The organism is Streptomyces sennicomposti, assembly GCF_019890635.1.
Classification (GTDB): Bacteria; Actinomycetota; Actinomycetes; order Streptomycetales; family Streptomycetaceae; genus Streptomyces; species Streptomyces sennicomposti.
The window spans coordinates 224,027-247,871 of record NZ_JAIOAB010000001.1; the positions used below are offsets into that span (position 1 = coordinate 224,027).

Genomic DNA, 23,845 nt, shown 5'->3' on the forward strand with positions numbered 1-23,845 from the left:
CGGAACGCGTCGCCGCGGGTGAAGGACGCGGGGGCGCGGTGCCGTCCGGCCGGGAGTACATCGGCGGGTGGCCGGTGAGCCGCGTGCTCGCCGGTCGCCCGCCGGGGCGATTCCTCGCGGCCGCCGGCCGGCGCCGGTCGCGGTCCCGCGGCCGGTGCGCGACCGGCCGGGGTCCGTCAGGTCCAGGTGGCCACCAGGTAGCCGACGCCGTAAGGGGCCTCGTCGTAGAGCAGGGCGCCGGAGAGGTTCGCGGTCTCGGCCGCGCCCGCCAGGACCTGCCACGGGGCCCGGCCCGACGCCTTCAGCTCGGCGGCCAGCGCCGCGTCGAGCGCCGCGAGCGCCGGTACGTCCGCGGCGCCCAGCGCGCGGGCGGCCTCGGCGTCGAAGGGCTCGGCCCGTTCGTCGAGGTATCCGGGCGCCTTGAGCGACCGGCAGGCGCTGGCGTCGCCCATGACCAGCAGCGCCACCCGGTCGGCCCGTACGGCGAGGTCGCGGCCGGTGGCCAGGCAGCGCTCGGGCGCCAGCGAGGCGTCCACGCCCAGTCCCTCGACCGGGGCGTCGGACCAGTCCGTGCGCTCCAGCAGGTGGGCGGCGACGGCGAGCGAGGGCGGCAGTTCGCGGTCCGGCGCTGTGCCGCCGCCCTGACCGAGGCGTACGTCCGCGTCGACGCCGAACCCGCGGAAGGACCCCCGGGCGCCCTCCGGGTACGGGCCGTGCCCGGCCGCCTCGGTGGGGCCGACGACCACGAGGCGGTCCGGCCGGGCGGCGGCGAGGACGCCGAGCGCGTCCGTGCACGCGGCGCGCGCGGCGTCCAGTTCGGGCGCCGCTCCGGCGGCGACCACGGGTACGAGGAGCGGCGGGCAGGGGCAGACTGCGGCGGCGACAAGCATGATCGGCAGCGTAACCCCGTGGGCGGTCCGGCCGCCTCACCCCTGCCGCCGTCGCTCCGGCCGCGCCGCCGAGCGGTCCGCCCCGCCCGCAGCCGCGTCGCGGGACGCCCGGCGGTTCCGCGGACGGCGCGGTGGTTCTGGGGGGCGCGGAGGTCCTGGGTGGGGTGTCCGATGGGTTCGTTCCGCCCCCGCCGCCCCTACCCGTCCCGTCCCCGGGGGCTTCGCCCCCGGACCCCCCTTCTTCCCGCCTCCGGAGAGGGTGGGTGCGGGTCTCGGAAGGCCGGGCGCGCCGTTCCCCGCGCCCCTTGGCGGGCACGCGCCCCGGGTCGGGACAGCCGCAGCGTTGCCCGCCGGCACGCCACGGCGGGTGTGCGGGGGCCGGGCGCGCCGTTCCCCGCGCCGCCGCGCCCCCAGAGGCGCGTCAGTCGCAGCCGCAGCCGTTGCCCGCCGGAACCGGCTGCGGGGCCGGGGCGCCGATCTTCGGGAGGCCGAGCATGACGCCGGCCGGCTTCGCGGCCTCCGCGGCGGTGCGCTTCTGCCAGGCGTCGCCCGCGCGGGTGCGGCGTACGGCCAGGGTCGGGCCCTCGGCCAGGAGGTGGTGCGGGGCGGCGTAGGTGATCTCGACGGTGACCACGTCGCCGGGGCGGACCTCCTCGTCCGGCTTGGTGAAGTGCACGAGGCGGTTGTCGGGGGCGCGGCCGGACAGGCGGTGCGTGGCGCCGTCCTTGCGGCCCTCGCCCTCGGCGACCATCAGCTCCAGCGTGCGGCCGACCTGCTTCTTGTTCTCCTCCCAGGAGATCTCCTCCTGGAGGGCGACCAGCCGCTCGTAGCGCGCCTGGACGACCTTCTTGGGGACCTGGTCGTCCATCTCGGCGGCGGGGGTGCCGGGCCGCTTGGAGTACTGGAAGGTGAACGCCTGCGCGAACCGCGCCTCACGCACCACGTGCAGCGTCTGCTCGAAGTCCTCCTCGGTCTCGCCGGGGAAGCCCACGATGATGTCGGTGGTGATCGCGGCGTGCGGGATCGCGGCGCGGACCTTCTCGATGATCCCGAGGTAGCGCTCCTGGCGGTAGGAGCGGCGCATCGCCTTCAGGACGGTGTCCGAGCCGGACTGCAGCGGCATGTGCAGCTGCGGCATGACGTTCGGCGTCTCGGCCATCGCCGCGATCACGTCGTCGGTGAAGTCGCGCGGGTGCGGCGAGGTGAAGCGGACCCGCTCCAGGCCCTCGACGTTCCCGCAGGCCCGCAGCAGCTTGCTGAACGCCTCGCGGTCGCCGATGTCGGAGCCGTAGGCGTTGACGTTCTGGCCGAGCAGCGTGATCTCGGAGACGCCCTCGCCGACCAGCGCCTCCACCTCGGCGAGGATGTCGCCGGGGCGGCGATCCTTCTCCTTGCCGCGCAGCGCCGGGACGATGCAGAAGGTACAGGTGTTGTTGCAGCCCACGGAGATCGAGACCCAGGCGGCGTACGCGCTCTCGCGCCGGGTCGGCAGCGTGGAGGGGAACGCCTCCAGCGACTCGGCGATCTCGACCTGGGCCTCCTCCTGGACGCGGGCGCGCTCCAGCAGGACGGGCAGCTTGCCGATGTTGTGCGTGCCGAAGACGACGTCCACCCAGGGCGCCTTCTTGACGATGGTGTCCCGGTCCTTCTGCGCCAGGCAGCCGCCGACCGCGATCTGCATCCCGGGCCGCTTCGCCTTCTTCGGGGCGAGGTGGCCGAGGTTGCCGTAGAGCCGGTTGTCGGCGTTCTCGCGCACGGCGCAGGTGTTGAAGACGACCACGTCCGCGTCGCCGTCCGAGCCCTCCGGCGCCCGCACGTAGCCCGCGTCCTCCAGCAGCCCGGCGAGCCGCTCGGAGTCGTGGACGTTCATCTGGCACCCGTAGGTGCGGATCTCATAGCTGCGAGTGACGCCCACTTCTCGGCTCCGGTCGATGCTGCTCATGCCATAAGGGTAGGCGCTCGGCGAAGTGCCCCCGGACGGCCCGGGGGCCACGGGCGGACGGCCCGAAGCCAGTGGCGGACGGCCCGGAGCCACGGGCGGACGGCCCAGGGCCACGGGCGGGCGGCTCCGGCCGGATCGCGGCACAAGCTTCCGCCCGGTTCGCGACACGAGGCGGGAGCTGCCTCCCATACCGGGACGGCAGCTCCAAAATAGGGACACTCCGCACCGCTCGGTGACGGCATTCCCGCGCCGCTCACGGCCGCTTCGCCCCGAGCGGCCCCGCACAGTGACAGGTACCCGATGCAGCTTCGTGACGCCGTGCGGGCCTCCGCACCGCGGGCGCCCGCGGCCCCGGCGCTGCGCGCCTGGCTCCTGCGGCCGGCCGGTCCGGTCCCGCTCGCCGTCCTCGCCCTCGTCCTGCTGGCCCGCGCGGCGCACGTGGCCCTCGTGCACCCGCAGGGCGGCATGGACAACGCCTTCGTCGTCCACGCCGGGCGGGTGTGGCTGGACGGCGGCGCCCCGTACGGCGACCGGCGGTTCCTCTACCTGCCGAGCGCCGTGCTGTTCGCGGCGGGGCAGGCGCTGCTGCCGGCGCCCGTACTGCGGGTGGCCGCGCCTGTGGTGTGCGTGGGGCTCGTCACGGCCGGCTGGTGGTGCGCCGTGCGCCTGTTCCGCGTGCCGGCGCGCTCCCGGTTCGCGGTGCTGGGGCTGCTGGGCCTGGTGCTGTGCTGGGTCCCGGTCGGTCATCTGATCGACCTGGGGAACTGGACCGCGGTGAGCGTCCTCGCGCTGCCGGCGGCGCTGCTGCTGGCGGACCGGGGCCGCTGGGACGCGGCCGGGGTGGTGCTCGGGCTGTCCTTGGCGGTGAAGCCGCTGCTGGTGCCGGTGGTGCTGCTGCTGGTGCTGGCCCGGCGGTGGCGGGCCCTGGCCTGGACGGTGCTGGTGCCGGCGGCGCTGTCCGCGGGTGCGGCGCTGGTCATGCCGGACCCGGGCGGGTTCCTCACCCGCACGCTGCCCTTCCTCCTCAGGGGCGGGGACGCCCTGATGCGGCCGTTCGACTGCTCCTGGCCGGCGGTCCTGCCGCGCCTCGGGGTGCCGCCGGTGGCCGCCGAGGCGCCGGCCCTGATCGCGGCGGCGGCCGGGGTGGTGTGCGCCGGGCTGCGCTGGCGGCGCGGCGACGCGGGCCCCTCGCGGCTCGTGGAGACGGCCGCGATGCTCATGCTGGCGTCGCTCCTGGTCTCCCGGCCGTCCTACGAGCACTATCCGGTCGTCGTCGTGCCGCTGCTGCTCGCCGGGGCGACGGCCGCCGACTCGGTGGCGCGCTCGCCGTGGTTCTGGGCGGCGCTCGTCCCGCAGACGGCCGGCTTCGTCTTCCCGTACCTGGAGCCCTCGACGCGCAGGGCGTTCAAGGACGTGGTGACGCTGACGGGGCTGGCGCTGGTCCTGGCCGTGCGGTGCGCGCGCCCACCGGCCCGGCGGACGGCCGCGCCCGCGGGGAGCGGCCCGGCGGCGGACGTACCGGCCCCGGCGCCCTGAGCCCCCGGCCGAAAGGGCCTTTCGCCGTCGCTCAGGCGGCGTCCGGGTCCCAGCCCTGGCGGCGCAGTACGGCCGCCACGTCGGGCGCGCGGTAGTGGTCGCCCTTGAGGACCTTGCCGTCGGCGCGGCGGGCGACCTCTCCGTCGGGGCCGAGCTTGCTCATGTTGGCGCGGTGGATCTCGGCGATCACCTCGTCGAGGTCCACGCCGTGCACCAGGGCGGTGCCGTAGGCGACGTAGACCACGTCCGCGAGTTCGTGCGCCAGCCGGTCGAGCGGGCCCTCGACCGAGACCTCGGCGACCTCGGCCGCCTCCTCGGCGAGGAGTTCGCCGCGGTGCGCGGCGAGCGCCGGCGGCACCCGGGTCGGCGTGCTGCGGGCGTCGAGGCCGAAGGCACGGTGGAACTCACGGACGAGAACGGCGGGCGAACTGCTCATGCGGCGACTCTATCCGCCGTCGCCGACAGCCCCCGGCGGCCTGGTCAGCACCGGCCTCCGGCTGGCAGGATCGCGCGCATGTCCAAGCTGTTCTCCTCCTTCGGCAGGCGCCGCGGCCTGCAGGGCGCGGCCGTCGGCGCCGTCGTCCTCGGGCTGCTGCTGTGGTGGCTGCTGCCGCTGGGCGAGCGGCCGCCGAGCGGGACGATCACCTTCAGCACCGGGACCACGCGCGGGGTCTACCAGGAGTACGGCGAGCGGCTGCGCACCGCGTTCGGCAAGGACATGCCGAACCTGAGGGTGAAGCTGCTGACCAGCGACGGTTCCCAGGAGAACGTGACGCGGGTGGCGACCGGGAAGGCGGACTTCACCATCGCGGCGGCCGACGCGGTGGAGACGTACGAGCTGGAGCAGCGGCCGGGCGCGGCGCGGCTGCGCGGGGTCGCCCGCCTGTACGACGACTATGTGCAGCTGGTCGTCGCGCGGGACTCGCGGATCAACTCGGTGGCGGACCTGCGGGGCAAGCGGGTGGCGGTCGGGCCGCCGGAGTCGGGCGTCCGGCTGATCGCCGAGCGGGTGCTGAAGGCGGCCGGGATCGATCCGCGCCAGGACATCGAGCCGATGGCCGACGGCATCGACACCGGTCCGGGGCGGTTGCGGCAGGGCTCGATCGACGCGTTCTTCTGGTCGGGCGGGCTGCCGACGGACGGGCTCAAGCAGCTCGCCTCGAAGTTCGCGTACCGGTTCGTGCCGATAGAGCCGGAGCTGGTGAGCAAGCTGCACGCCGAGGGCGGCGCCATGCGCTACTACCGTGCCACCAACATGCCGGAGTCGGCGTATCCGAGCATCCAGAACGGCTCGACCGTGCCGACGATCGCCGTCTCCAATGTGCTGATGACGCGTGCGGACGTGGACGCGAGGCTCACCGAGTGGGTGACCCGGACCGTGATCAAGAGCCGGGACGGCATCGGCGCCCACGTCCACTCGGCGCAGTTGGTGGATCTGCGCACCGCCATCTACACCGATCCGCTGGTGCTGCACGAGGGCGCGCGCCGCTACTACCGGTCGGTCAAGCCGTAGCCGCGATCGGGTCGTTCAGCGCTGTGCCGGGTGCGGGTCCGGCCGCCGCGGGTCCGTGCGCGGGACGCTGACCGTCACCTTCAGTCCGCGCGGCTCGCGGTCGTGGTGGTGGTCGTAGGCCAGCGAGCCGCCGCCGGCGGCCAGCAGGGCGCGGGTGATGGAGAGGCCGAGGCCGGAACCCTTGATGTTCTGGTGGCGGCCGCTGCGCCAGAACCGGTCGCCGACGCGGGCGAGTTCGTCGTCGGTGAGACCGGGTCCGTCGTCGGCGACGACGACCTTCGAGGTGTCGCCGCCGCCGGAGACCGTCACCGTCACGCTCTTGCCCTCGGGGGTGAACTTCACGGCGTTGTCGATCACCGCGTCCAGTGCGGAGGACAGGGCCACGGGGTCGGCCCAGGCGGTGGTCGCCGGGCAGTCGCCGGTCAGCCGGACGCCCTTGGCGTCGGCGGCCGGCGCCCAGGCCGCCACGCGTTCCGCGGTCAGCTCGCCGATGTCGATGAGCTGGAGGTCCGCCTCGGCGTGCTCGGCGAGCGCGAGGTCGAGCAGATCGTCCAGGACCTGCGCGAGGCGTTTGCCCTCGGTGCGCACGGAGGCGATCTCCTCGTTGCCCTCGGGCAGTTCGAGGGCGAGCAGTTCGATGCGCAGCAGCAGCGCGGAGAGCGGGTTGCGCAGTTGGTGGGAGGCGTCGGCGACGAAGGCGCGCTGCTGCTCCAGCACGTTCTCGACGTTGTCGGCCATCTCGTTGAACGACCGGGCCAGCCGCCGCAGTTCCGGTGGTCCGCCGGCCGCGGCCACCCGGGACTTGAGCCGTCCGGTGGCGATGTCGTGGGTGGTGGCGTCGAGCACCCGTACGGGCCGGAGCACCCAGCCGGTCAGCCGCAGCGCCGCGCCGACGGCGACCAGCATGGCGACGATCTCGCCCGCGCCGACGAGCAGCCAGCCGTGCAGGGTCCGCGAGCGCATCTGACCGGTCGGCGAGTCGGTGACGACGACGGCGACGACGTCACCGTCCCGGATGACGGGCGAGGCGACGACGAGCCGGTGCCGCTGCCAGGGCCACACCTGTGCCGGGTCGTGGCTGCGGCGGCTCAGCAGGGCCTCGTCGAAGGCGGCGCGCACCTCGCCCTCGAAGGGCGGGGACCAGGCGGCGGGCGCGTTGGCCATGGGCGTGCCGGAGCGGTAGAAGACGCCGGCCCGGATGCCGTAGACGGTGTAGTAGCTGGCGAGTTCGCGGCTGAGGGTCTCCAGGCGCTCGTCGGGGACGGTCTGGCGGGAGCCGGTGGGCCGGTCGGTGACGAACTGGGCGAGGGCCGCGAACCGCGCCGTGTCGTCGATCCGGTCGACGACCACCTTCTGCTGCTCGCCCGCGGCCATGCTGACGGCGAGCGGGAACCCGAGGGCGAGCAGCACCGCCGCCATCAGGACGATGAGCAGCGGGAGGAGACGTGTGCGCACCCGGCCCCGCTAGGCGGCCGGGGCGACGAGGCGGTAGCCGACGCCGCGTACGGTCTCGATCAGGGCCGGCATGCGCAGCTTGGCGCGCAGGGAGGCGACGTGCACCTCCAGCGTGCGGCCGGTCCCCTCCCAACTGGTGCGCCAGACCTCGCTGATGATCTGCTCGCGGCGGAAGACCACGCCGGGGCGCTGGGCGAGCAGGGCGAGCAGGTCGAACTCCTTGCGGGTGAGCTGGACGACGGCGCCGGCCACGCTGACCTGCCGGGTGGGCAGTTCGATGCGCACGCTCCCGAGGCTCAGGGCGCCGTCGCCGTCGTCGCCGGTCGTGTCCTCGTGGACGGTGCGGCGGCTGACGGCGTGGATGCGGGCGAGCAGTTCGCCGGTGTCGTAGGGCTTGACCACGTAGTCGTCGGCGCCGAGATTGAGGCCGTGGATGCGGGAGCGGACGTCGGAGCGGGCGGTGACCATGATCACCGGGATCGCGGTGCGCTTGCGGATCTTGCCGCAGACCTCGTAGCCGTCCTGGTCGGGCAGGCCGAGGTCGAGCAGGACCACGCCGAAGCCGGCCCCCTCGGGGACCAGCGCCTGGAGGGCCTCCTCGCCGCTGCGGGCGTGGGTGACGTCGAAACCGTGCCGGGCCAGGACCGCGGACAGGGCGGCCGCCACATGGTTGTCGTCCTCAACAAGAAGCAGTCGCATCCGGCCCCCTTCGGTTCATCGTCATCCGGCCCCCTCCGGTTCATCCGTCGTTCGGTCGTTTCTGAATATGGTCGTTTCGAGCGGTGGGCGTGCGTAGGCGTGCGCGCACGACGAGTGAGCGCGCGCGGGCGTCACCGCACCATGGCAGTCACGCCGATGGATAAGGATGGCGTCAAGAGGCTTCCGGTTGCGCGCCCGCGTCGTTACCCAGCCGGTACGCGCCCCGGCACGGTCCGCTACGACTCGTGTCCGGCCGCTACCGGATCGTGATGCTCAGATCTCCCTCAGATGTGGTGACGCCGGACACAACGCCTGGCTATGGTCCCCCAAACCGAGGAGGACGGAGCCCGAAAGCGATGACCGAAGTATCGATGGCCAAGGAAGATGTGGCCTCGACCGGCGATCTGGTCGTCCTGAAGAGCGTCAACAAGCATTTCGGCGCGTTGCACGTGCTCCAGGACATCGATCTGACGATCGCCCGCGGCGAGGTCGTCGTGGTCATCGGACCCTCCGGGTCCGGCAAGTCCACCCTGTGCCGCACGATCAACCGCCTGGAGACCATCGACTCGGGCGAGATCTCGATCGACGGCAGGCCGCTGCCCCACGAGGGCAAGGAGCTGGCCCGGCTGCGCGCCGACGTCGGCATGGTCTTCCAGTCCTTCAACCTCTTCGCGCACAAGACCGTGCTGGAGAACGTCACGCTGGGCCAGGTCAAGGTCCGCCGCAAGGACAGGAAGCAGGCCGAGGAGCGGGCCCGTACGCTGCTCGACCGGGTCGGGGTGGGCGCGCAGGCCGACAAGTACCCCGCGCAGCTCTCCGGCGGCCAGCAGCAGCGCGTGGCGATCGCGCGGGCGCTGGCGATGGAGCCGAAGGTCATGCTCTTCGACGAGCCGACCTCCGCGCTGGACCCGGAGATGATCAACGAGGTGCTGGAGGTCATGCAGCAGCTCGCCCGGGACGGCATGACGATGATCGTCGTCACCCATGAGATGGGCTTCGCCCGGTCCGCCGCGAACCGGGTGGTCTTCATGGCCGACGGCCGGATCATCGAGCAGGCCACGCCGGACCAGTTCTTCAGCAACCCGCGCAGCGACCGGGCCAAGGACTTCCTGTCCAAGATCCTGCACCACTGACCCCGGCCGCACCCCGACCCGACTCCCGAACCATCCGGCCGGCGACGGGCGCCGCACCGCCGACGGCCTGCCGGCCCGCCCGCGGACGGTCCGCCGGCGGACGGCCCCGCCACCGGCCCGCCAGCCGGGCACGGCCGTCGTCTCCCGACGCCGCCCGGCCGTCCGGTCCGGCGCCCTCAGGGCCGGCCCGTACCTCCTCAACACCCGAAGGATGTTCACCATGAAGCTCCGCAAGGTCACCGCCGTCTCGGCCGTCGTGCTCGCCCTCGCCGTCTCGGCGACGGCGTGCGGTTCGGACGACAAGAAGGACGAGGGTTCCTCGGGCGGCGGCAAGAAGATCGCCATCGGCATCAAGTACGACCAGCCGGGCCTCGGCCAGAAGACGCCGCAGGGCTACTCCGGCTTCGACGTGGACGTGGCCAAGTACGTCGCCAAGAAGCTCGGTTACAACGAGGACCAGATCGAGTGGAAGGAGTCGAAGAGCGCCGACCGCGAGACGATGCTGCAGCGCGGTGACGTCGAGTTCATCGCCGCCACCTACTCGATCACCCCCGAGCGCGAGAAGAAGGTCGACTTCGCCGGCCCCTACCTGCTCGCCCACCAGGACGTCCTGGTCCGCGCCGACGACACCTCGATCAAGTCGCCCGCCGACCTGAACAGCAAGAAGCTGTGCTCGGTCACCGGCTCCACCTCGGCGCAGAACATCAAGGACACGCTGGCGCCCAAGGCGAACCTGCTGAAGTACCCGACGTACTCCGCCTGTCTGACCGGCCTGCAGAACAAGGCCATCGACGCGCTGACCACCGACGACTCGATCCTCGCCGGTTACGCCGCTCAGGACCAGTTCAAGGGCAAGTTCAAGCTCGGCGGTCTGAAGATGACCAACGAGAACTACGGCATCGGCGTCAAGAAGGGCAGCGACCTCAAGGCCAAGATCAACAAGGCCCTCGAGGAGATGGTCTCCGACGGTTCCTGGCAGAAGGCCGTGGACGCCAACTTCGGCCCCGCCAACTACAAGAACGACCCGGCGCCGAAGATCGGCGACATCAAGAGCTGAGTCAGCGCCCGCCGGTGCGCCGCCCACGGGGGAGCGGCGCACCGGCGTCCATCAACACGCGGAAGCGCGGGAGATCGTGTTCGACTTTCTTTCAGGCTATGACCTGCTGGGAGCCTTCTGGGTGACCGTGCAGCTGACGCTGCTCTCGGCCGCCGGCTCCCTGGTCTGGGGCACCCTGCTGGCCGGTATGCGCGTCGGCCCGGTTCCCCTCATGCGCGGCTTCGGTACCGCCTACGTCAACATCGTGCGGAACATCCCGCTGACGGTGATCATCCTGTTCACCTCGCTGGGCCTGAACCAGACCCTCGGCGTCAACCTGGGCAGCCAGAACTTCGACACCATCAACTTCCGGTTCGCCGTCCTCGGTCTGATCGCCTACACCTCGGCGTTCGTGTGCGAGGCGATCCGTTCCGGCATCAACACGGTGCCGGTCGGCCAGGCGGAGGCCGCCCGCGCGCTCGGGCTGAGCTTCACACAGGTGCTCACCCTGGTGGTGCTGCCGCAGGCGTTCCGCTCGGTCGTCGGCCCGCTGACCAACGTCCTGATCGCGCTCACCAAGAACACCACGGTGGCCGCCGCGATCGGCGTGGCGGAGGCGGCCTTCCTGATGAAGTCGATGATCGAGAACGAAGCGCAACTGTTGGCGATCTCCGCCGTGTTCGCGTTCGGGTTCGTGTGCCTGACGCTGCCGACCGGCCTGATCCTCGGCTGGGTGGGCAAGAAGGTGGCGGTGAAGCGATGAGCGCCTCGGTGCTGTACGACGCGCAGGGCCCCCGGGCCAAGCGGCGCAACGTCGTCTACTCGATCGTGTTCCTCCTGGCCCTCGCGGCCCTCGTGTGGTGGGTCTACCGGGGCCTGCACGACAAGGGGCAGCTGGACTGGGCGAAGTGGAAGCCGCTCCTGGCCGGCTCCGAGTCCTGGACCACGTACATCCTGCCGGGTCTGAAGAACACGCTGATCGCGGCGGCCCTGTCGATGGTCATCGCGCTGCCGCTGGGCGCCTTCTTCGGCATCGCGCGGCTCTCCGACCACGTCTGGGTCCGGGTCCCGGCCACCGTGGTCGTGGAGTTCTTCCGCGCCATCCCGGTGCTGATCCTGATGATCTTCGGCAACGCCCTGTTCGCGCAGTACACGGACGTCAGTTCGGACGACCGGCCGCTGTACGCCGTCGTCACCGGCCTCGTCCTCTACAACGCCTCCGTCCTCGCGGAGATCGTGCGCGCCGGCATCCTGGCGCTGCCCAAGGGGCAGACGGAGGCCGCCCAGGCGATCGGTCTGCGCAAGACCCAGGTCATGACGTCGATCCTGCTGCCGCAGGCGGTCACCGCGATGCTGCCGGCGATCGTCAGCCAGCTGGTGGTGATCGTGAAGGACACCGCGCTCGGCGGCGCGATCCTCACCTTCCCGGAGCTGCTGGCCTCCGTCGGCCCCATGAGCTCGTACTACGGCGCGAACACCATCGCCTGCTTCACCGTCGTGGCCGTGATCTACGTCGTCCTGAACTTCGCCCTCACCAGCTTCGCGAGCTGGCTGGAGCGGCGGCTGCGGCGCGGCAAGAAGTCGACGGGGGCGGTGCTGGCCCCGGCGGCGGTGGCGGGCACCCAGGCGACCGGCGCCGGCGGCGGCGACATGGCCGGCGGCTACGCCGGCAAGACCCACACCTGACGGGCACTCACCCGACGGATGTGACACAGGGGCAGTGGAGTGATCACCACTGCCCCTGTCGCTTGACGCGGGCACCGGCAATAGGTTGCATACGTTCTGTGATCGTGCACCCTGCTCCAACCATTTGTTCACGTCTGTCCGTCAGGACGCCGCCGCGGGCAGGGAGCGTCGCGCCGTGGACCCGGTGATCGTCGTCGGGGCGGGGCCCGTGGGGCTCGCGCTCGCCCTGGCGCTGGCCCGCCAGGAGGTGCCGTCCGTCGTCCTCGACGAGACGCCGGGCCGGGACGCGCCGCGCGCCGCCCGCACCGTCGTGCTGCGCGAGGACACGGCCGCCCTCGTGGAGCGGCTGGCCGGCGTGCCGCTCGGCGGCGCCGGACTGCGCTGGTCCGGATGGCGGTCGCTGCGGCGCAAACAGGTGACGAACGAGGTGGCCTTCGACGACGCCGAACCCGCCCCGCTGCACATCGCCCAGCACGTGCTGACCGCCGCGCTGCGCGCGGCCGTCGCCCGCGAGCCGCTGATCGAACTGGCCGTCGACAGCCGGCTCGACACCATAGAGCAGGAACCGGCGGGCGTCACCGCCCACACCCGCGGCGCCAACGGAACGTGGTGGCGCGGCAGTTACCTGGTCGGCTGCGACGGTCCCCGCTCGACCGTGCGCAAGCTCCAGGACATCCGCTTCCCCGGCCGCACCGCCGTCGAACGGCACGCGGTGGCGGCGCTGCGCACCGAGCTGCCCCGGCCCGAGGAAGCGTTCCTCCACCGCAGCCCGCCGTGGCGGACCTCCGGCCCGTTCGCCGGGGAGATCACCGCCCGCCCGCTGCCGGACGGCGTATGGCGGCTGGACTGGCTGCTGCCGCCCGGAAAGGACCTGGTCACGCCCGAACTGCTGCTCGCCCGCATCCGGGAGACCCTCACCGGCTGGACCGGCGAGGGCGCCCCGGCGTACGAGCTGCTGGACACCGGCGTGCACACCGTCCACCACCGGCTGGCCCGCCGCTGGCGCGCCGGACGCGTCTTCCTCGCCGGGGACGCGGCCCATCTGCTGGGCGCGCTCGGCACCCACGGGCTGGACGAGGGGCTGCGGGACGCCGACAACCTCGCCTGGAAACTGGCGACGGTCCATCACCACGGCCCGCACAAGGCGCTGCTGGACAGCTACCAGACCGAGCGGCGCGCCGTCGTCGCCGCCCGGCTGCGCGCCGCGGACCAGGTGCTGCCGGTGCTGCGCGGGGGCGGCGGACTGCGGTCCTACGTCCCCGGGGCCGGACGCCAGCACGACGCGCTGCTCATGGACGGCCATCTGGGGCACGGGGCGCTCGGCGCGCCCGGCTCGTACGCCGGCTCACCGCTCGCGCCCGAACCCGTGGACGCGGAGACGCCCGTGGACACGCCGGTGGGCGAAGCGGTCGCCGATGTGGTGGTGACCGCGGAGGACGGCACGTTCGTGCCGCTGCGGGAGCGGCTGGGCCGCGGTGCGCTGCTGGTGGTGCTGGTGGCGCCGGGCACGGTGGTGTGGGAGCGGCGGCACTGGGTGAGCGCCGGGATCATGCCCCGGCTGGCGGCGGCGGTCGCCGCCCTGCCGCACCCCGCCGAGCTGCTGGTCGCCGAGAGCTATCCGGGCGCGGCCCCGCACACCGTGCTCCTGGTCCGCCCCGACGGCCACCTGGTCACCGCCCTCGGCGGCGTCCACCCGGCCGCCCTCTACGCGGCGGCCGAGGCCACCCTGGGCGGCGCCACGGCAACGACCCGAGCGGAGGAACACGCGGAGGCGGGGGCATGGTGAGGGGCGGGGGCGGAGCTTGGGCGGCTGTGTAGGGGGCGGGGCGGGGCCTGGGCGCTGTGTAGGGCGCGGGGCGGATCTTGGGCGCGATGAGGGGCGCGGGGGCGGAGCCTGGGGCGCGATGAGGGGTGCTCGGGCCGGCGTTCGGGGGTGAGGTGCGCTCGGCGGAGGCCTCGGTGCGGGGGCGCCCGGGGCGGCGGTGGTTCGGGGGCGGTGAGAGGCCGCCGGCGGCGCTGGGGCGAGAGCGGTGAAGTGGGGGCGCGGCGGCGCTCGCTGGGCCAGGGGTTGCGCGACGGCGCGCGGTGAAGCGGGTGCAGGCGGAATCCCGTGGGGGCGGATCGGCTGCGAGGCGCGCGCCTGAGGAGGCGGGCGCACGACGGGCCGAGGCCTGGCCCGCTGCCGGAGCGGCCCGGAGGGAGCGGGACGCTCGGGGGAGGAAGCGGGACCCTCGGGGGGGTGCGCGGGCGCGGAGGACGGCCGCGGTGGGGGCGGCGCCCGGCGGCGGCGATGTGCGCCCCCGCCGTACGTTCCGTCGTCGTCCGGTCCGCATGGTGACGGTCGGTTGACCGTGTCGCGGGGGCATGGTGTACTCCCGATCGTGACCGACACCGATGTGCGCCTGTGGCGGAGGGTCCATATGGACCTCGTCCGCTATGCGGGCTGCGTGTGTCGCCCCTCCTGCTGAACTCGCGTCTTGCTTCCCCCTTTCGCGCGCGCACCGTTTCCGTGTCGCCGCGCGCTTCCGCGAACGTTCCTCAGGACGGTGTACGTGTCTGCCTCCTCCGCTGTGTCCGCCTCCGCCTCCCTGTCCGCCCCCGCCGCTCCGGCCCCGGACGACGCCTCCGCGGGCGCCGCTGCTTCGGCGCCCACCGAGGCGGAACTCCTCGACTTCGTCCGGCGCGCCGCCGCCGACCCCGAGCTGATCGCCTCCCTGCCGCTCGACCCGGAGGGCCGCACCTGGGTACGCCTGGAGGGGCCCAAGGGCAGCGAGGCCTGGCTGATCGGCTGGCCGCCCGGCACCGGCACCGGCTGGCACGACCACGCCGACTCGATCGGCGCCTTCCTCACCGCCGACGGCGAGCTGACGGAGTACTCGCTCGCCGCGCGGCTGCCCACCGACGGCTGGAAGACCCTCGAACTCACCGACGGAGTGGACCGTACGCGCAGCCTGCCGGCCGGCCGGGGCCGCGCCTTCGGCCGCCACCACGTCCACGAGGTGCTCAACGAGTCCGCCGACCGGCACGCGATCTCCGTGCACGCCTACTACCCGCCGCTGCCGCAGATCCGCCGCTACAGCCGCACCGGTCAGACGCTGCGCCTGGAGCAGGTCGAGCGCCCGGAGGACTGGCAGTGAGCGAGGCGAGACCGCCGGTCGGGATCGACGACCTGCTGGAACGGGTCCGCCGGAGCTACGAGCGCATCGAGCCCGGCGAGGCGTACGCCGCCTCCCGGGCCGGCGAGGCCCTGCTCGTGGACATCCGGTACGCCGCGCTGCGCGAGCGCGACGGCCTGATCCCCGGCGCCCTCGTCGTCGAACGCAACGAGCTGGAGTGGCGGCTGGACCCCTGGGGCGGTCACCGCCTCCCGGAGGCCACCGGCCACGACCTGCGCGTCGTCGTGATCTGCAACGAGGGCTACGCGTCGAGCCTGGCCGCCGCCTCCCTGCACCAACTGGGCCTGCACCGGGCCACCGATCTGATCGGCGGCTTCCAGGCCTGGCGCGCGGCCGGGCTTCCGGTGACGACGCCGTAGGGCCCGTGGCACGCGAGGTGCGGCCGCGTAGGCCCGTGGCGCGCGGCGGGGACATGACCTACGCGCCCGACGGCAGCGGCTGACCGGGCGGCGGCTGCGCGGGCGCGCGCGGGCATGACCTCGCCGCCCGCGGACGGCCGGACGCGGATGCCGCAGCCGACCGGACGGGCGGGCGAGCGTCGCCATCGGCCGGAGCAGGTGTGGCGCCCGGCCGGACGGGCGAGCGTCGCCACCGGCCGGAGCGGGCGCCACCACCGGTCAGAGCGGGCGTCGCCACCGGCCGGAGCGGGCGTCGCGCCTGACTGGAGCGGGTGTCGCGCCGGGCCGGAGCAGGTATCGCCTCTGTGGCTGAAGCGAGTGTTCGCGGCCGATGGGAGCGGAGGCCACGCCCCCTCTCCACGGCCTCAGAACTCCCCGTCCTCCAGGAAGTCCGTGTCCTCCCCCTCCTCCTCCAGCGCCTGGCGGACCACCTTCAGGGCGAGCCCCTGTGAGTAGCCCTTGCGGGCGAGCATGCCGGCGAGGCGGCGCAGCCGCTTGTCGCGGTCCAGGCCCCGGGTGGAGCGCAGCTTGCGGGCGACCAGTTCGCGCGCGGTGGCCTCTTCCTGGTCGGCGTCGAGCCGGCCCACCGCCTCGTCGATCAGCGTGGCGTCCACGCCCTTGGTCCGCAGTTCCCGGGCCAGTGCGCGCCGGGCCAGTCCGCGCCCGTGGTGCCGGGACTCCACCCAGGCGTCCGCGAACGCGCTGTCGTCGATCAGCCCGACCTCCTCGAACCTGGACAGCACCTCCTGCGCCGCCTCGTCGGGGATCTCCCGCTTGCGCAGGGCATCCGCGAGCTGCTTGCGAGTGCGCGGGGTCCCGGTGAGCAGGCGCAGACAGATCGCGCGCGCCCGCTCCACCGGGTCCCCCGGAGACTCCCCCCGCTCGGCCCTCGACAAGGAGGAAGCGTCTCCGTCCACCGCGGACGCCTCGCCGAAGTCCCGTCGGCGACGCCCGCGCCCGCCGTACGGCCCGCCGTCACGCGAGCCGCCCCGGCGTGCTCCTCTCGCCCGTGGGCCGCCCGTACCGCGCGTCCCACCGTCGCCCGTGCCGCGGCCGTCGCCCGGCTCGTCGCCCCCTTGTCCCCCGTACTCGCCGTGTCCCCCGAGTCCGCCGTACTCGCCGTGTCCCCCGAGTCCGCCGTATCCGCCGTGTCCCCCGAGTCCGTCGCCCGGGCCGTCGCCCGCGAAGCCGGCCTCCGGCCCGTGCACCCCGTCACCGTCCGGCCAGTACGGGTCGTCGCCCCGGTACGCGTCCGCGCTGTCCGCCCCGGCGCCGGGGCGGTTCCCGGTGCCCCTCCCCCGCGGGGCACCGGAATCGGCGTGTCCGTGCTCGTACTCGTGCCCGGCCTCGTACTCGGCCCAGTCGGTTCGCCGTGTCACGGGTCAGCTCTTGGCTGCGGCGGCCTTGGGCTTGGTGGCCTTGGCGGCGGCCGGGGCGGGCACCGTCTTGGCCGCGTCGCCCACGGCGGCGGAGACCGCGGCGTCCGCGCCCGGCTCGGCGGCCGGCTCCTCCGGGCGCACGCCGACGCCCAGCTTCTCCTTGATCTTCCGCTCGATCTCGTTGGCCAGGTCGGGGTTGTCCTTCAGGAAGTTGCGCGCGTTCTCCTTGCCCTGGCCGAGCTGGTCGCCCTCGTACGTGTACCAGGCGCCGGCCTTGCGCACGAAGCCGTGCTCCACGCCCATGTCGATCAGACCGCCCTCGCGGCTGATGCCCTGGCCGTAGAGGATGTCGAACTCCGCCTGCTTGAAGGGCGGCGCGACCTTGTTCTTGACGACCTTGCAGCGGGTGCGGTTGCCGACCGCCTCGGTGCCGTCCTTCAGGGTCTCGATCCGGCGGATGTCGATGCGCACGGAGGCGTAGAACTTCAGCGCGCGGCCACCGGTCGTGGTCTCCGGCGAGCCGAACATCACACCGATCTTCTCGCGCAGCTGGTTGATGAAGATCGCCGTGGTCTTGGACTGGTTGAGCGCGCTGGTGATCTTGCGCAGCGCCTGGCTCATCAGACGGGCCTGCAGACCCACGTGCGAGTCGCCCATCTCGCCCTCGATCTCCGCGCGCGGGACGAGCGCCGCGACCGAGTCGATGACGATGAGGTCGAGCGCGCCGGAGCGGACCAGCATGTCCACGATCTCCAGCGCCTGCTCGCCGTTGTCCGGCTGCGACAGGATCAGGTTGTCGATGTCGACGCCGAGCTTGCGCGCGTACTCGGGGTCGAGGGCGTGCTCCGCGTCCACGAAGGCGACCTGGCCGCCGGCCTTCTGCGCGTTCGCCACGGCGTGCAGGGTCAGGGTCGTCTTGCCGGAGGACTCCGGTCCGTAGATCTCCACGACGCGCCCGCGCGGCAGGCCGCCGACGCCGAGGGCCACGTCGAGCGCGGTCGACCCGGTCGGGATGACCTCGATGGGCTCCTTCGACCGCTCGCCCATGCGCATGACGGCGCCCTTGCCGAATTGTCGTTCAATCTGTGCGAGCGCGGCGTCGAGCGCCTTCTCGCGGTCGGTTCCTGCCATGGGTTCCACCCGGTTTGCTTGAGTCGATCGCTTCACGTCAAAGACGCTAACGCCTGCCACTGACAATGCGCCTCGACGCATGTCCGGCCTGTGGATAACTAAGGTGCAGATCAACCCGAAACCGGGCGAATCACCCTTCGTTCCGTCTCGCCGGAGCCCCCATAAGAATAGATGTTCGATTTTCGTGTCAAGCGAGCCACACCGTCACCGCGCCCGCTGTCCTGCTCCGCCCGGAGCAGGGCGGGAGCCTCCTCCCGGACGACGACAGGCGGCTCCTTCCCCGCGACGCTCGGGGCATGGCAGTCTCCGTGTCCCGACCGCGCCCCTCGCCCCTCACGGCGTCCGTACAGGCCCTGCGCCCCGCCGAGCGGCTGTGCCACGCCACCGGCCTCCTCCTCGTCCTGTCCGGCCTGGTCCACCTGGTGGTGTTCGCGATCGACGGCGGGCCGTGGGACGGGCCCGTCTCCTGGCGCAAGCCCGTCACGTTCGGACTGTCCTTCGGGGCGACGCTGATCGCGCTCACCTGGGTCACGTCGTACCTGCGGATCGCGGAGCGGACGCGGACGGTGCTGCTCGGGGTGTTCGCCGCCGACTGCGTCGTCGAGGTGGGCGGCATCACGCTCCAGGCGTGGCGCCGGGTGCCCTCGCATCTGAACATGCAGACGCCCTTCGACACGGCGGTGTCGATGACGCTCGCGGTGGGCGGCGGGGTCCTCGTGGTGCTCCTGACCGTCTTCGCGGTCGCGTCCTTCCGGCGCGTCCCCGCCAGCCCCGCGGGGATGGCGCTCGCGGTGCGCTCCGGGTTCGCGATCCTGCTCGTCGCCCTGGCGTCGGGCGCCGCGATGATCGCGCGCGGGGTGCTGCTGACCCGGACCGGTCACCAGCAGGCGGCGTACCACTCGACGGCCCCGCTCAAGCCGCTGCACGGGGTGAGTCTGCACGCGGTCCTGGTGCTGCCCGCGCTGGCCCGGCTGCTGTCGCGCACGGCGTGGAGCGAGCGGGCCCGCCGACGGGCCGTGGCCGCCGCGGTCGGCGCCTACGCGGCCGCCGTCGCCGCCGCCGGCCTCTGGCCGCTCGTCGGCCGCTGACCGGACCCCGGCCCCGGGTCGCCGCCCCGCACAGCCGCCGACCGCCGTCGGCGACCCACCGCCAGGGCCGCCCGGCCGCCCCGTCCCCGTCCTCGGCGGTGGCTCACGCGTCCGCGCCGGAAGCGCCCGCGTCCGCCGTCGTCCCGGTGCCCGCGTCCGCCGCGGCTCCCGTCCCGGCCGCCGCCGGCTGCGCCCACAGCCGCCGCACGCGCGTGAACAGGCCCGGCGCCGAGGGCCGGCTGGGGTGACCGTGGACACGGGGGTCGTCGGTGACGTCGTACCGCTTCACGTACGCGCCCAGGAATGCCTGGAGCGTGGCGACGGCCGGGATGGCGATCAGCGCGCCCACCGCGCCGAGCAGTGCCGTGCCGGCGATGACCGAGCCGAAGGCGACCGCGGGGTGGATGTCGACGGTCTTGGAGGTCAGCTTGGGCTGCAGCATGTAGTTCTCGAACTGCTGGTAGACCACGACGAAGACCAGCACCCACAGCGCGTACCAGGGGTTGACCGTGAAGGCGATCAGCATCGGCAGGGCGCCGGCGAGATAGGTGCCGATGGTCGGGATGAACTGCGACACCAGCCCCACCCAGACGCCGAGCACGGGCGCGTACGGCACGCCGAGGGCCTGGAGCAGGACGTAGTGGGCGACTCCCGAGACGAGGGCCATCAGGCCGCGCGAGTAGAGGTAGCCGCCGGTCTTGTCGACGGCGATCTCCCACGCGCGCAGCACCTCGGCCTGGCGGGCGGGCGGCAGCACGGAGCACAGCGCCCGGCGCAGCCGGGGGCCGTCGGCCGCGAAGTAGAACGAGAACAGGGCGACCGTCAGCAGCCGGAACAGGCCGCCGAGCACCTGCGCGGACACGTCCAGCACGCCCGCCGCGCTGTTCTGCGCGTACTTGCGCAGCCAGTCGGAGTGGAGCAGCCCCTCCTGGATGTCGACGCGCCGCAGATGACTGTGGAACGTGGCGTTGACCCAGTTGATGACGGAGTCCAGGTACTCCGGGAAGCCCTCGATCATCTTGATGATCTGACCGGCGAGCATCGAGCCGAGCAGGGTGACGAATCCCGCGGTCGCTATCGCCAGCCCGAGGAAGACCAGGAAGGTCGCGAAGCCCCGGCGCATGCCGCGGGAGGCCATGCGGCTCACCGCCGGCTCGATCGCCAGGGCCAGGAAGAACGCGATGAGGATGTTGATCAGCAGGCTGGTGACCTGGTGGAACGCCCAGCTGCCGAACTGGAAGGCGGCGATGAGCGCGAGTGCGAGCACCATGGCCCGCGGCAGCCAGCGCGGCATGCGCGCGCCGGGCCCGGCGGCGCCCGCGACCGGCGGGTCGGAGGGCGGCGTCGTAGCGGTGGAGGGTGCTTGCCGGGCCGTCAGCCCGGACTCGTCAGTGCGTGCCACGGTGCAAGTCTCGCCCACGCCGCCGACAATCGGATACGCCCCCGCCGGCGCGGCCCCCGGTCAGCGCTTCTCCCCCGGGACGTCCATGACCTGGCAGACCACGCGCCACACGTCCTTGGCCGCCCAGCCGTCCGCCAGCGCCTCGTGCACCGTGCGTCCGCCCAGCTCCGACATCACGTGGTCGCGGGCGAAGGTCTCGGCGTACCCCGCGCCGAAATGCTCCGCCATCCGCTCCCAGAAGACCGTCAACCGCATGCGTCCAGTATCCCGCCCCTGCGGGTGACCCCGGACCGGGACGGGCTGCCGGAACCGCTTTCCGCCCTACGGTCGGACCATGGCCGAAACCGCAGCTGCCCCCTCCGCCCCGCCGCCGGCGGCGTCCTCCCCGCTGGCGCGCGCCGAGCACTTCGTGTGGCTCACCGCGCGCGTGCTGGAGCAGCGGATCTTCGCGCACGAGTTCCGGGGCGGCGGCGCGGACCCGGTGGAGACCGCGCTGGACGCCTACCGCAACGAGGACGGCGGGTACGGTCACGCCCTGGAGCCGGACCTGCGCGGCCCCGTCAGCCAGCCGCTGCACACGGCGCACGCGCTGCGCGTCCTGGACCTGATCGGGCGCTGCGGCGGGGCGCGGGTGGAGCGCGTGTGCCGCTATCTGACCGCCGTCTCCACCCCGGACGGGGCGCTTCCGGCGGTCCATCCCGGCCAGCGCGGCTATCCGGCGGCCCCCTTCGTGCCGGTCGTGGACGACCCGCCGAGCGATCTGCTCGCCACCGGGCCGGTGGTGGGCCTGCTGCACCGCAACGCGGTGTGGCACGCCTGGCTGTTCCGGGCGACGGACTTCTGCTGGCAGCGGATCGAGTCCCTGGAGAACTCCCACCCCTACGAGGTGGAGGCCGCCGTCGCCTTCCTGGACTCGGCGCCCGACCGCCCGCGCGCGCAGGCGGCGGCCGAGCGGCTCGGCCGGCTGGTGCGCGAGCGGCGGCTCGCGGTGCTGGACCCGGCGCGCGCGCAGTCCTGGCCGCTCGCTCCCGGCTACGCCCCGGGCGAGCACCACTTCCCGTACGACTTCGCGCGGACCCCGGACTCCCTCGCGCGCGCGTGGTTCACGGACGAGGAGATGGCCCGCGCGCTGGACTTCCTCGCCGGCCGGCAGCAGGAGGACGGCGGCTGGCCGGTCACCTGGCGCCAGTGGGCTCCGGCGCCCGCGCTGGAGGCGCGCCCCATGGTGACGATCGAGGCGCTGCGCACCCTCAGGGCGTACGGCCGCGGCATCGGCTGAGGACGCGGGCGGCGACGGCTCGCTCCCGAGCGGCCCGCACGACCGCCCTTCAGCCGCCCATGGCCCGCACCCCCGCCGTGACCACGACGGCGGCCGCGACGACGAGCAGGAACGGCGCCCGCAGCACCAGCGCCACGGCGGCGGCGCCGAGCCCGGCCGCCCGCGCGTCCAGGACGAGCGTGTGCCCGTCGGCGAACGTCTGCTGGGCGGTGAGGGCGGCGAGCAGCGCCACGGGCAGCAGCGCGGCGAGCCGCCGCACCAGCGGGCGTTCCAGGACTCCCGCCGGGACGAGCAGTCCGGCGAGCTTGACGGCGTAGCAGCCGACGGCGGTCACGGCGACCGCGATCCAGACGTTCACCGGTCTTCCTCTCGTACGTCTCGTGCGCCTCGCGCGTCTCGTGCCTCTTGGGCGCCGTCCCGCGCGCGTTGTTCTCGTCCGTCGTCCCGCGCGCGTGCCGCGCGGCGACCGGTCAGGTACAGCACGGCCGGTGCGGCGAGCGCCGCCGCCAGGACCGGCACCCCGGCCGGCAGCACGGGCAGCAGCCCGAGCCCGAGGAGGACGGCGAGCGCGGCGACGGCCCGCTCGGTGGCGGTCTTCAGCATCGGGGCGAGCAGGGCCAGGAACACGGCGGGCCCGGCCGCGTCCAGCCCCCACGCGTCGGTGTCCCCGAGCGCCTTAGCCCCAAGCGCGCCGAGGAACGTGGTGAGGTTCCACAGCACGTACAGGCTGGCCCCGGTGACGGTGAAGCCGATCCGCGCGCCGCGCCGGGTGGGCTGGGCGAGGGTCACCGCCGTGGTCTCGTCGATGACCCATTGGGCGGCGAACGGCCGCACCGCGCGCGGGAGGGCGAGCAACTGCGACAGGCGCAGTCCGTAGAAGGCGTTGCGCACCCCGAGGAAGAAGGCCCCCGCGGCGGCCGTGAACGGGTTGCCGCCCGCCGCGAGCGCTCCCACCAGCGCGAACTGGGACGCCCCGGTGAAGACCAGGAGGCTGAGCGCGCAGGTCTGGAGCAGGGTGAGCCCGCTGCCCGCCGAGGTCACCCCGAAGGCGAACCCGGACAGTCCTACGGCGACGCCCACGCCGAGGGCGTCCCGGACGACGGCGGCGTCCGGTTTCCCGTCGTCGGCTCCCCCCGGCCCGTCGGATCGTATGTCTGCGAGAGCTGTGTCTTCTGCCACGTCCCGGACGGTAGGAGAAGGCCCGGCCGATCGTCTTGTACGTTCTTGCGCTCGCGCTGGTAGGCGCCCGGAGGCACGCCCACGATGCGGGAGAAGTGGCGGCTGAGGTGGGACTGGTCGGTGAAGCCGACGGCCGCGGCGACCGCCGCCGGGGCGGCGCCCGCGTCCAGGAGCCGGCGGGCCCGGCGCACCCGGGCGTCGGTCAGCCAGCTGTGCGGGGGCATCCCGTAGGCGTTGCGGAAGGCGCGCAGCAGGGCGAACGGGCTGACGCCGAGGTCGGCGGCGAGCCGTTCCAGGGTCGGCGGTTCGGCCAGGCGCTCCTCCAGGACGGCACGCGCGCGTGCCGCGATCCGGGTCCCGGCCGTGCGCACCTCGCGCCGCGGCAGCGGTCCGCCGTTCAGGTGCAGCAGCCGGGTCACCGCGACCCGCAGCAAGGTGTCGGCGGCCAGGGCGTTGCCCTCGTCCACGGCGCGGAGCACCTGGTGCACCAGGGCGGCGGCCCGGGGATCGTCCAGGACCGGGGCGACGAAGCCGGGCGTCCCGCGGATCGAGGTGGTCTCCGCCGCTATCTCGGCCACCAGTTCGGGCGCCGGGTACACCGCCCCGTACCGCCAGCCCTCGGGCACGCCGGCCCGGCCCGTGTGCGGGGTGTCCGGGTTGACCAGCGCGAGCGCTCCCGGGCCCGCTGACACGTCGCCGCCGCCGTGGTGGAAGACCTCGACGCCCTCGGCGATGGCCGCGATCACGAAGTGCTCGTGGGTGTGGCGCACGAACTCCTTGCGGACGTACCGGGCGCGCAGCAGGTCCACACCGGGCAGTTCCTCGTACCGCCAGTGCCGTGCCTTCTCCTCGCCGGACGCCGCCATGGCCCCATTGTCCGCCGCCGCCCCGCCTGGTCGTCTCGCCGCCCGGCCGCGGCGCGG

General features: G+C 73.7%; 24 protein-coding genes. 12 read left to right on the plus strand and 12 right to left on the minus strand.

Features of this window, described 5'->3' with window-relative positions:
* Nucleotides 1–176 precede the first annotated feature (176 nt).
* Nucleotides 177–890: a class III extradiol dioxygenase subunit B-like domain-containing protein gene (locus tag K7787_RS00855; RefSeq protein WP_223000103.1), complete on the minus strand. Its 714-nt coding sequence runs from the start codon at nucleotides 888–890 to the stop codon at nucleotides 177–179.
* Nucleotides 891–1,311: 421 nt separating this feature from the next.
* Nucleotides 1,312–2,832 (minus strand): tRNA (N6-isopentenyl adenosine(37)-C2)-methylthiotransferase MiaB, encoded by a 1,521-nt coding sequence (miaB, locus tag K7787_RS00860; protein ID WP_223000104.1) that lies wholly within the window; start codon nucleotides 2,830–2,832, stop codon nucleotides 1,312–1,314.
* A gap of 300 nt (nucleotides 2,833–3,132) precedes the next feature.
* Here miaB and K7787_RS00865 point away from each other — a divergent pair, with 300 nt between their 5' ends.
* Nucleotides 3,133–4,368 carry a glycosyltransferase 87 family protein gene (locus tag K7787_RS00865; protein ID WP_223000105.1) on the plus strand — a complete coding sequence of 412 codons (1,236 nt, stop codon included), beginning with the start codon at nucleotides 3,133–3,135 and terminating at the stop codon, nucleotides 4,366–4,368.
* Nucleotides 4,369–4,399: 31 nt separating this feature from the next.
* Here K7787_RS00865 and K7787_RS00870 read toward each other — a convergent pair whose 3' ends face one another.
* Nucleotides 4,400–4,804: a pyrophosphohydrolase domain-containing protein gene (locus K7787_RS00870; protein ID WP_223000106.1), complete on the minus strand. Its 405-nt coding sequence runs from the start codon at nucleotides 4,802–4,804 to the stop codon at nucleotides 4,400–4,402.
* Between the two features lie 78 nt (nucleotides 4,805–4,882).
* On the opposite strand from K7787_RS00870, the gene K7787_RS00875 reads away from it, so the two are divergent.
* A complete protein-coding gene (locus K7787_RS00875; RefSeq protein WP_169436561.1) occupies nucleotides 4,883–5,881 on the plus strand; it encodes a TAXI family TRAP transporter solute-binding subunit in 999 nt (332 codons plus the stop codon).
* Between the two features lie 15 nt (nucleotides 5,882–5,896).
* On the opposite strand, the gene K7787_RS00880 is transcribed toward K7787_RS00875, so the two are convergent.
* The gene (locus K7787_RS00880; RefSeq protein ID WP_223000107.1) at nucleotides 5,897–7,336 is read right to left on the minus strand and encodes a sensor histidine kinase; all 1,440 of its coding nucleotides are present in this window, start codon (nucleotides 7,334–7,336) and stop codon (nucleotides 5,897–5,899) included.
* A 9-nt stretch (nucleotides 7,337–7,345) separates the two neighbouring features.
* A complete protein-coding gene (locus tag K7787_RS00885; RefSeq protein ID WP_009191036.1) occupies nucleotides 7,346–8,035 on the minus strand; it encodes a response regulator transcription factor in 690 nt (229 codons plus the stop codon).
* 356 nt (nucleotides 8,036–8,391) lie between these two features.
* Between K7787_RS00885 and K7787_RS00890 the strand changes: the two genes are divergently transcribed.
* The 8 genes from K7787_RS00890 to K7787_RS00920 all read left to right on the plus strand — a co-directional run bounded on the left by K7787_RS00890 (nucleotide 8,392) and on the right by K7787_RS00920 (nucleotide 15,425).
* Nucleotides 8,392–9,168 (plus strand): amino acid ABC transporter ATP-binding protein, encoded by a 777-nt coding sequence (locus tag K7787_RS00890; RefSeq protein ID WP_009191035.1) that lies wholly within the window; start codon nucleotides 8,392–8,394, stop codon nucleotides 9,166–9,168.
* Nucleotides 9,169–9,388: 220 nt separating this feature from the next.
* Complete coding sequence (locus tag K7787_RS00895; RefSeq protein ID WP_009191034.1) at nucleotides 9,389–10,225, plus strand: glutamate ABC transporter substrate-binding protein; 837 nt, start codon at nucleotides 9,389–9,391, stop codon at nucleotides 10,223–10,225.
* A gap of 76 nt (nucleotides 10,226–10,301) precedes the next feature.
* The gene (locus K7787_RS00900; protein WP_019981925.1) at nucleotides 10,302–10,967 is read left to right on the plus strand and encodes an amino acid ABC transporter permease; all 666 of its coding nucleotides are present in this window, start codon (nucleotides 10,302–10,304) and stop codon (nucleotides 10,965–10,967) included.
* Entirely contained in the window at nucleotides 10,964–11,890 is a 927-nt protein-coding gene (locus K7787_RS00905) for an amino acid ABC transporter permease (RefSeq protein WP_223000108.1), read from the plus strand. Before K7787_RS00900 ends, K7787_RS00905 begins: the two co-directional genes overlap by 4 nt.
* Before the next feature lie 175 nt (nucleotides 11,891–12,065).
* Entirely contained in the window at nucleotides 12,066–13,676 is a 1,611-nt protein-coding gene (locus K7787_RS00910) for an FAD-dependent monooxygenase (RefSeq protein WP_223000109.1), read from the plus strand.
* A gap of 610 nt (nucleotides 13,677–14,286) precedes the next feature.
* Nucleotides 14,287–14,358: a putative leader peptide gene (locus K7787_RS32365; protein WP_309544753.1), complete on the plus strand. Its 72-nt coding sequence runs from the start codon at nucleotides 14,287–14,289 to the stop codon at nucleotides 14,356–14,358.
* Nucleotides 14,359–14,478: 120 nt separating this feature from the next.
* Complete coding sequence (locus K7787_RS00915) at nucleotides 14,479–15,027, plus strand: cupin domain-containing protein (protein WP_223000135.1); 549 nt, start codon at nucleotides 14,479–14,481, stop codon at nucleotides 15,025–15,027.
* Nucleotides 15,024–15,425: a rhodanese-like domain-containing protein gene (locus tag K7787_RS00920; RefSeq protein WP_169436567.1), complete on the plus strand. Its 402-nt coding sequence runs from the start codon at nucleotides 15,024–15,026 to the stop codon at nucleotides 15,423–15,425. The genes K7787_RS00915 and K7787_RS00920 overlap by 4 nt, the downstream gene beginning before the upstream one ends.
* 404 nt (nucleotides 15,426–15,829) lie before the next feature.
* Here K7787_RS00920 and recX read toward each other — a convergent pair whose 3' ends face one another.
* Nucleotides 15,830–16,843: a recombination regulator RecX gene (gene recX, locus K7787_RS00925; RefSeq protein ID WP_223000110.1), complete on the minus strand. Its 1,014-nt coding sequence runs from the start codon at nucleotides 16,841–16,843 to the stop codon at nucleotides 15,830–15,832.
* Between the two features lie 3 nt (nucleotides 16,844–16,846).
* Nucleotides 16,847–17,974, minus strand: coding sequence for a recombinase RecA (recA, locus tag K7787_RS00930; RefSeq protein ID WP_009191027.1), 1,128 nt, complete (start codon nucleotides 17,972–17,974; stop codon nucleotides 16,847–16,849).
* Nucleotides 17,975–18,270: 296 nt separating this feature from the next.
* On the opposite strand from recA, the gene K7787_RS00935 reads away from it, so the two are divergent.
* The gene (locus K7787_RS00935; protein ID WP_223000111.1) at nucleotides 18,271–19,062 is read left to right on the plus strand and encodes a hypothetical protein; all 792 of its coding nucleotides are present in this window, start codon (nucleotides 18,271–18,273) and stop codon (nucleotides 19,060–19,062) included.
* A gap of 103 nt (nucleotides 19,063–19,165) precedes the next feature.
* On the opposite strand, the gene K7787_RS00940 is transcribed toward K7787_RS00935, so the two are convergent.
* Both K7787_RS00940 and K7787_RS00945 read right to left on the minus strand, forming a co-directional pair.
* Nucleotides 19,166–20,464: an AI-2E family transporter gene (locus tag K7787_RS00940; RefSeq protein WP_223000112.1), complete on the minus strand. Its 1,299-nt coding sequence runs from the start codon at nucleotides 20,462–20,464 to the stop codon at nucleotides 19,166–19,168.
* A gap of 60 nt (nucleotides 20,465–20,524) precedes the next feature.
* Nucleotides 20,525–20,719, minus strand: a complete 195-nt coding sequence (locus K7787_RS00945) for a DUF3046 domain-containing protein (protein ID WP_009191024.1) — start codon at nucleotides 20,717–20,719, stop codon at nucleotides 20,525–20,527.
* Nucleotides 20,720–20,798: 79 nt separating this feature from the next.
* On the opposite strand from K7787_RS00945, the gene K7787_RS00950 reads away from it, so the two are divergent.
* A complete protein-coding gene (locus tag K7787_RS00950) occupies nucleotides 20,799–21,743 on the plus strand; it encodes a prenyltransferase/squalene oxidase repeat-containing protein (RefSeq protein ID WP_223000113.1) in 945 nt (314 codons plus the stop codon).
* 49 nt (nucleotides 21,744–21,792) lie between these two features.
* Here K7787_RS00950 and K7787_RS00955 read toward each other — a convergent pair whose 3' ends face one another.
* The 3 genes from K7787_RS00955 to K7787_RS00965 are packed head-to-tail and all read right to left on the minus strand — an operon-like array spanning nucleotide 21,793 to nucleotide 23,788.
* The gene (locus K7787_RS00955; RefSeq protein ID WP_009191022.1) at nucleotides 21,793–22,101 is read right to left on the minus strand and encodes an AzlD domain-containing protein; all 309 of its coding nucleotides are present in this window, start codon (nucleotides 22,099–22,101) and stop codon (nucleotides 21,793–21,795) included.
* Nucleotides 22,098–22,922, minus strand: coding sequence for an AzlC family ABC transporter permease (locus K7787_RS00960; protein WP_223000114.1), 825 nt, complete (start codon nucleotides 22,920–22,922; stop codon nucleotides 22,098–22,100). The genes K7787_RS00955 and K7787_RS00960 overlap by 4 nt, the downstream gene beginning before the upstream one ends.
* Complete coding sequence (locus K7787_RS00965) at nucleotides 22,808–23,788, minus strand: AraC family transcriptional regulator (protein ID WP_009191020.1); 981 nt, start codon at nucleotides 23,786–23,788, stop codon at nucleotides 22,808–22,810. The genes K7787_RS00960 and K7787_RS00965 overlap by 115 nt, the downstream gene beginning before the upstream one ends.
* Between the last annotated feature and the right edge of the window lie 57 nt (nucleotides 23,789–23,845).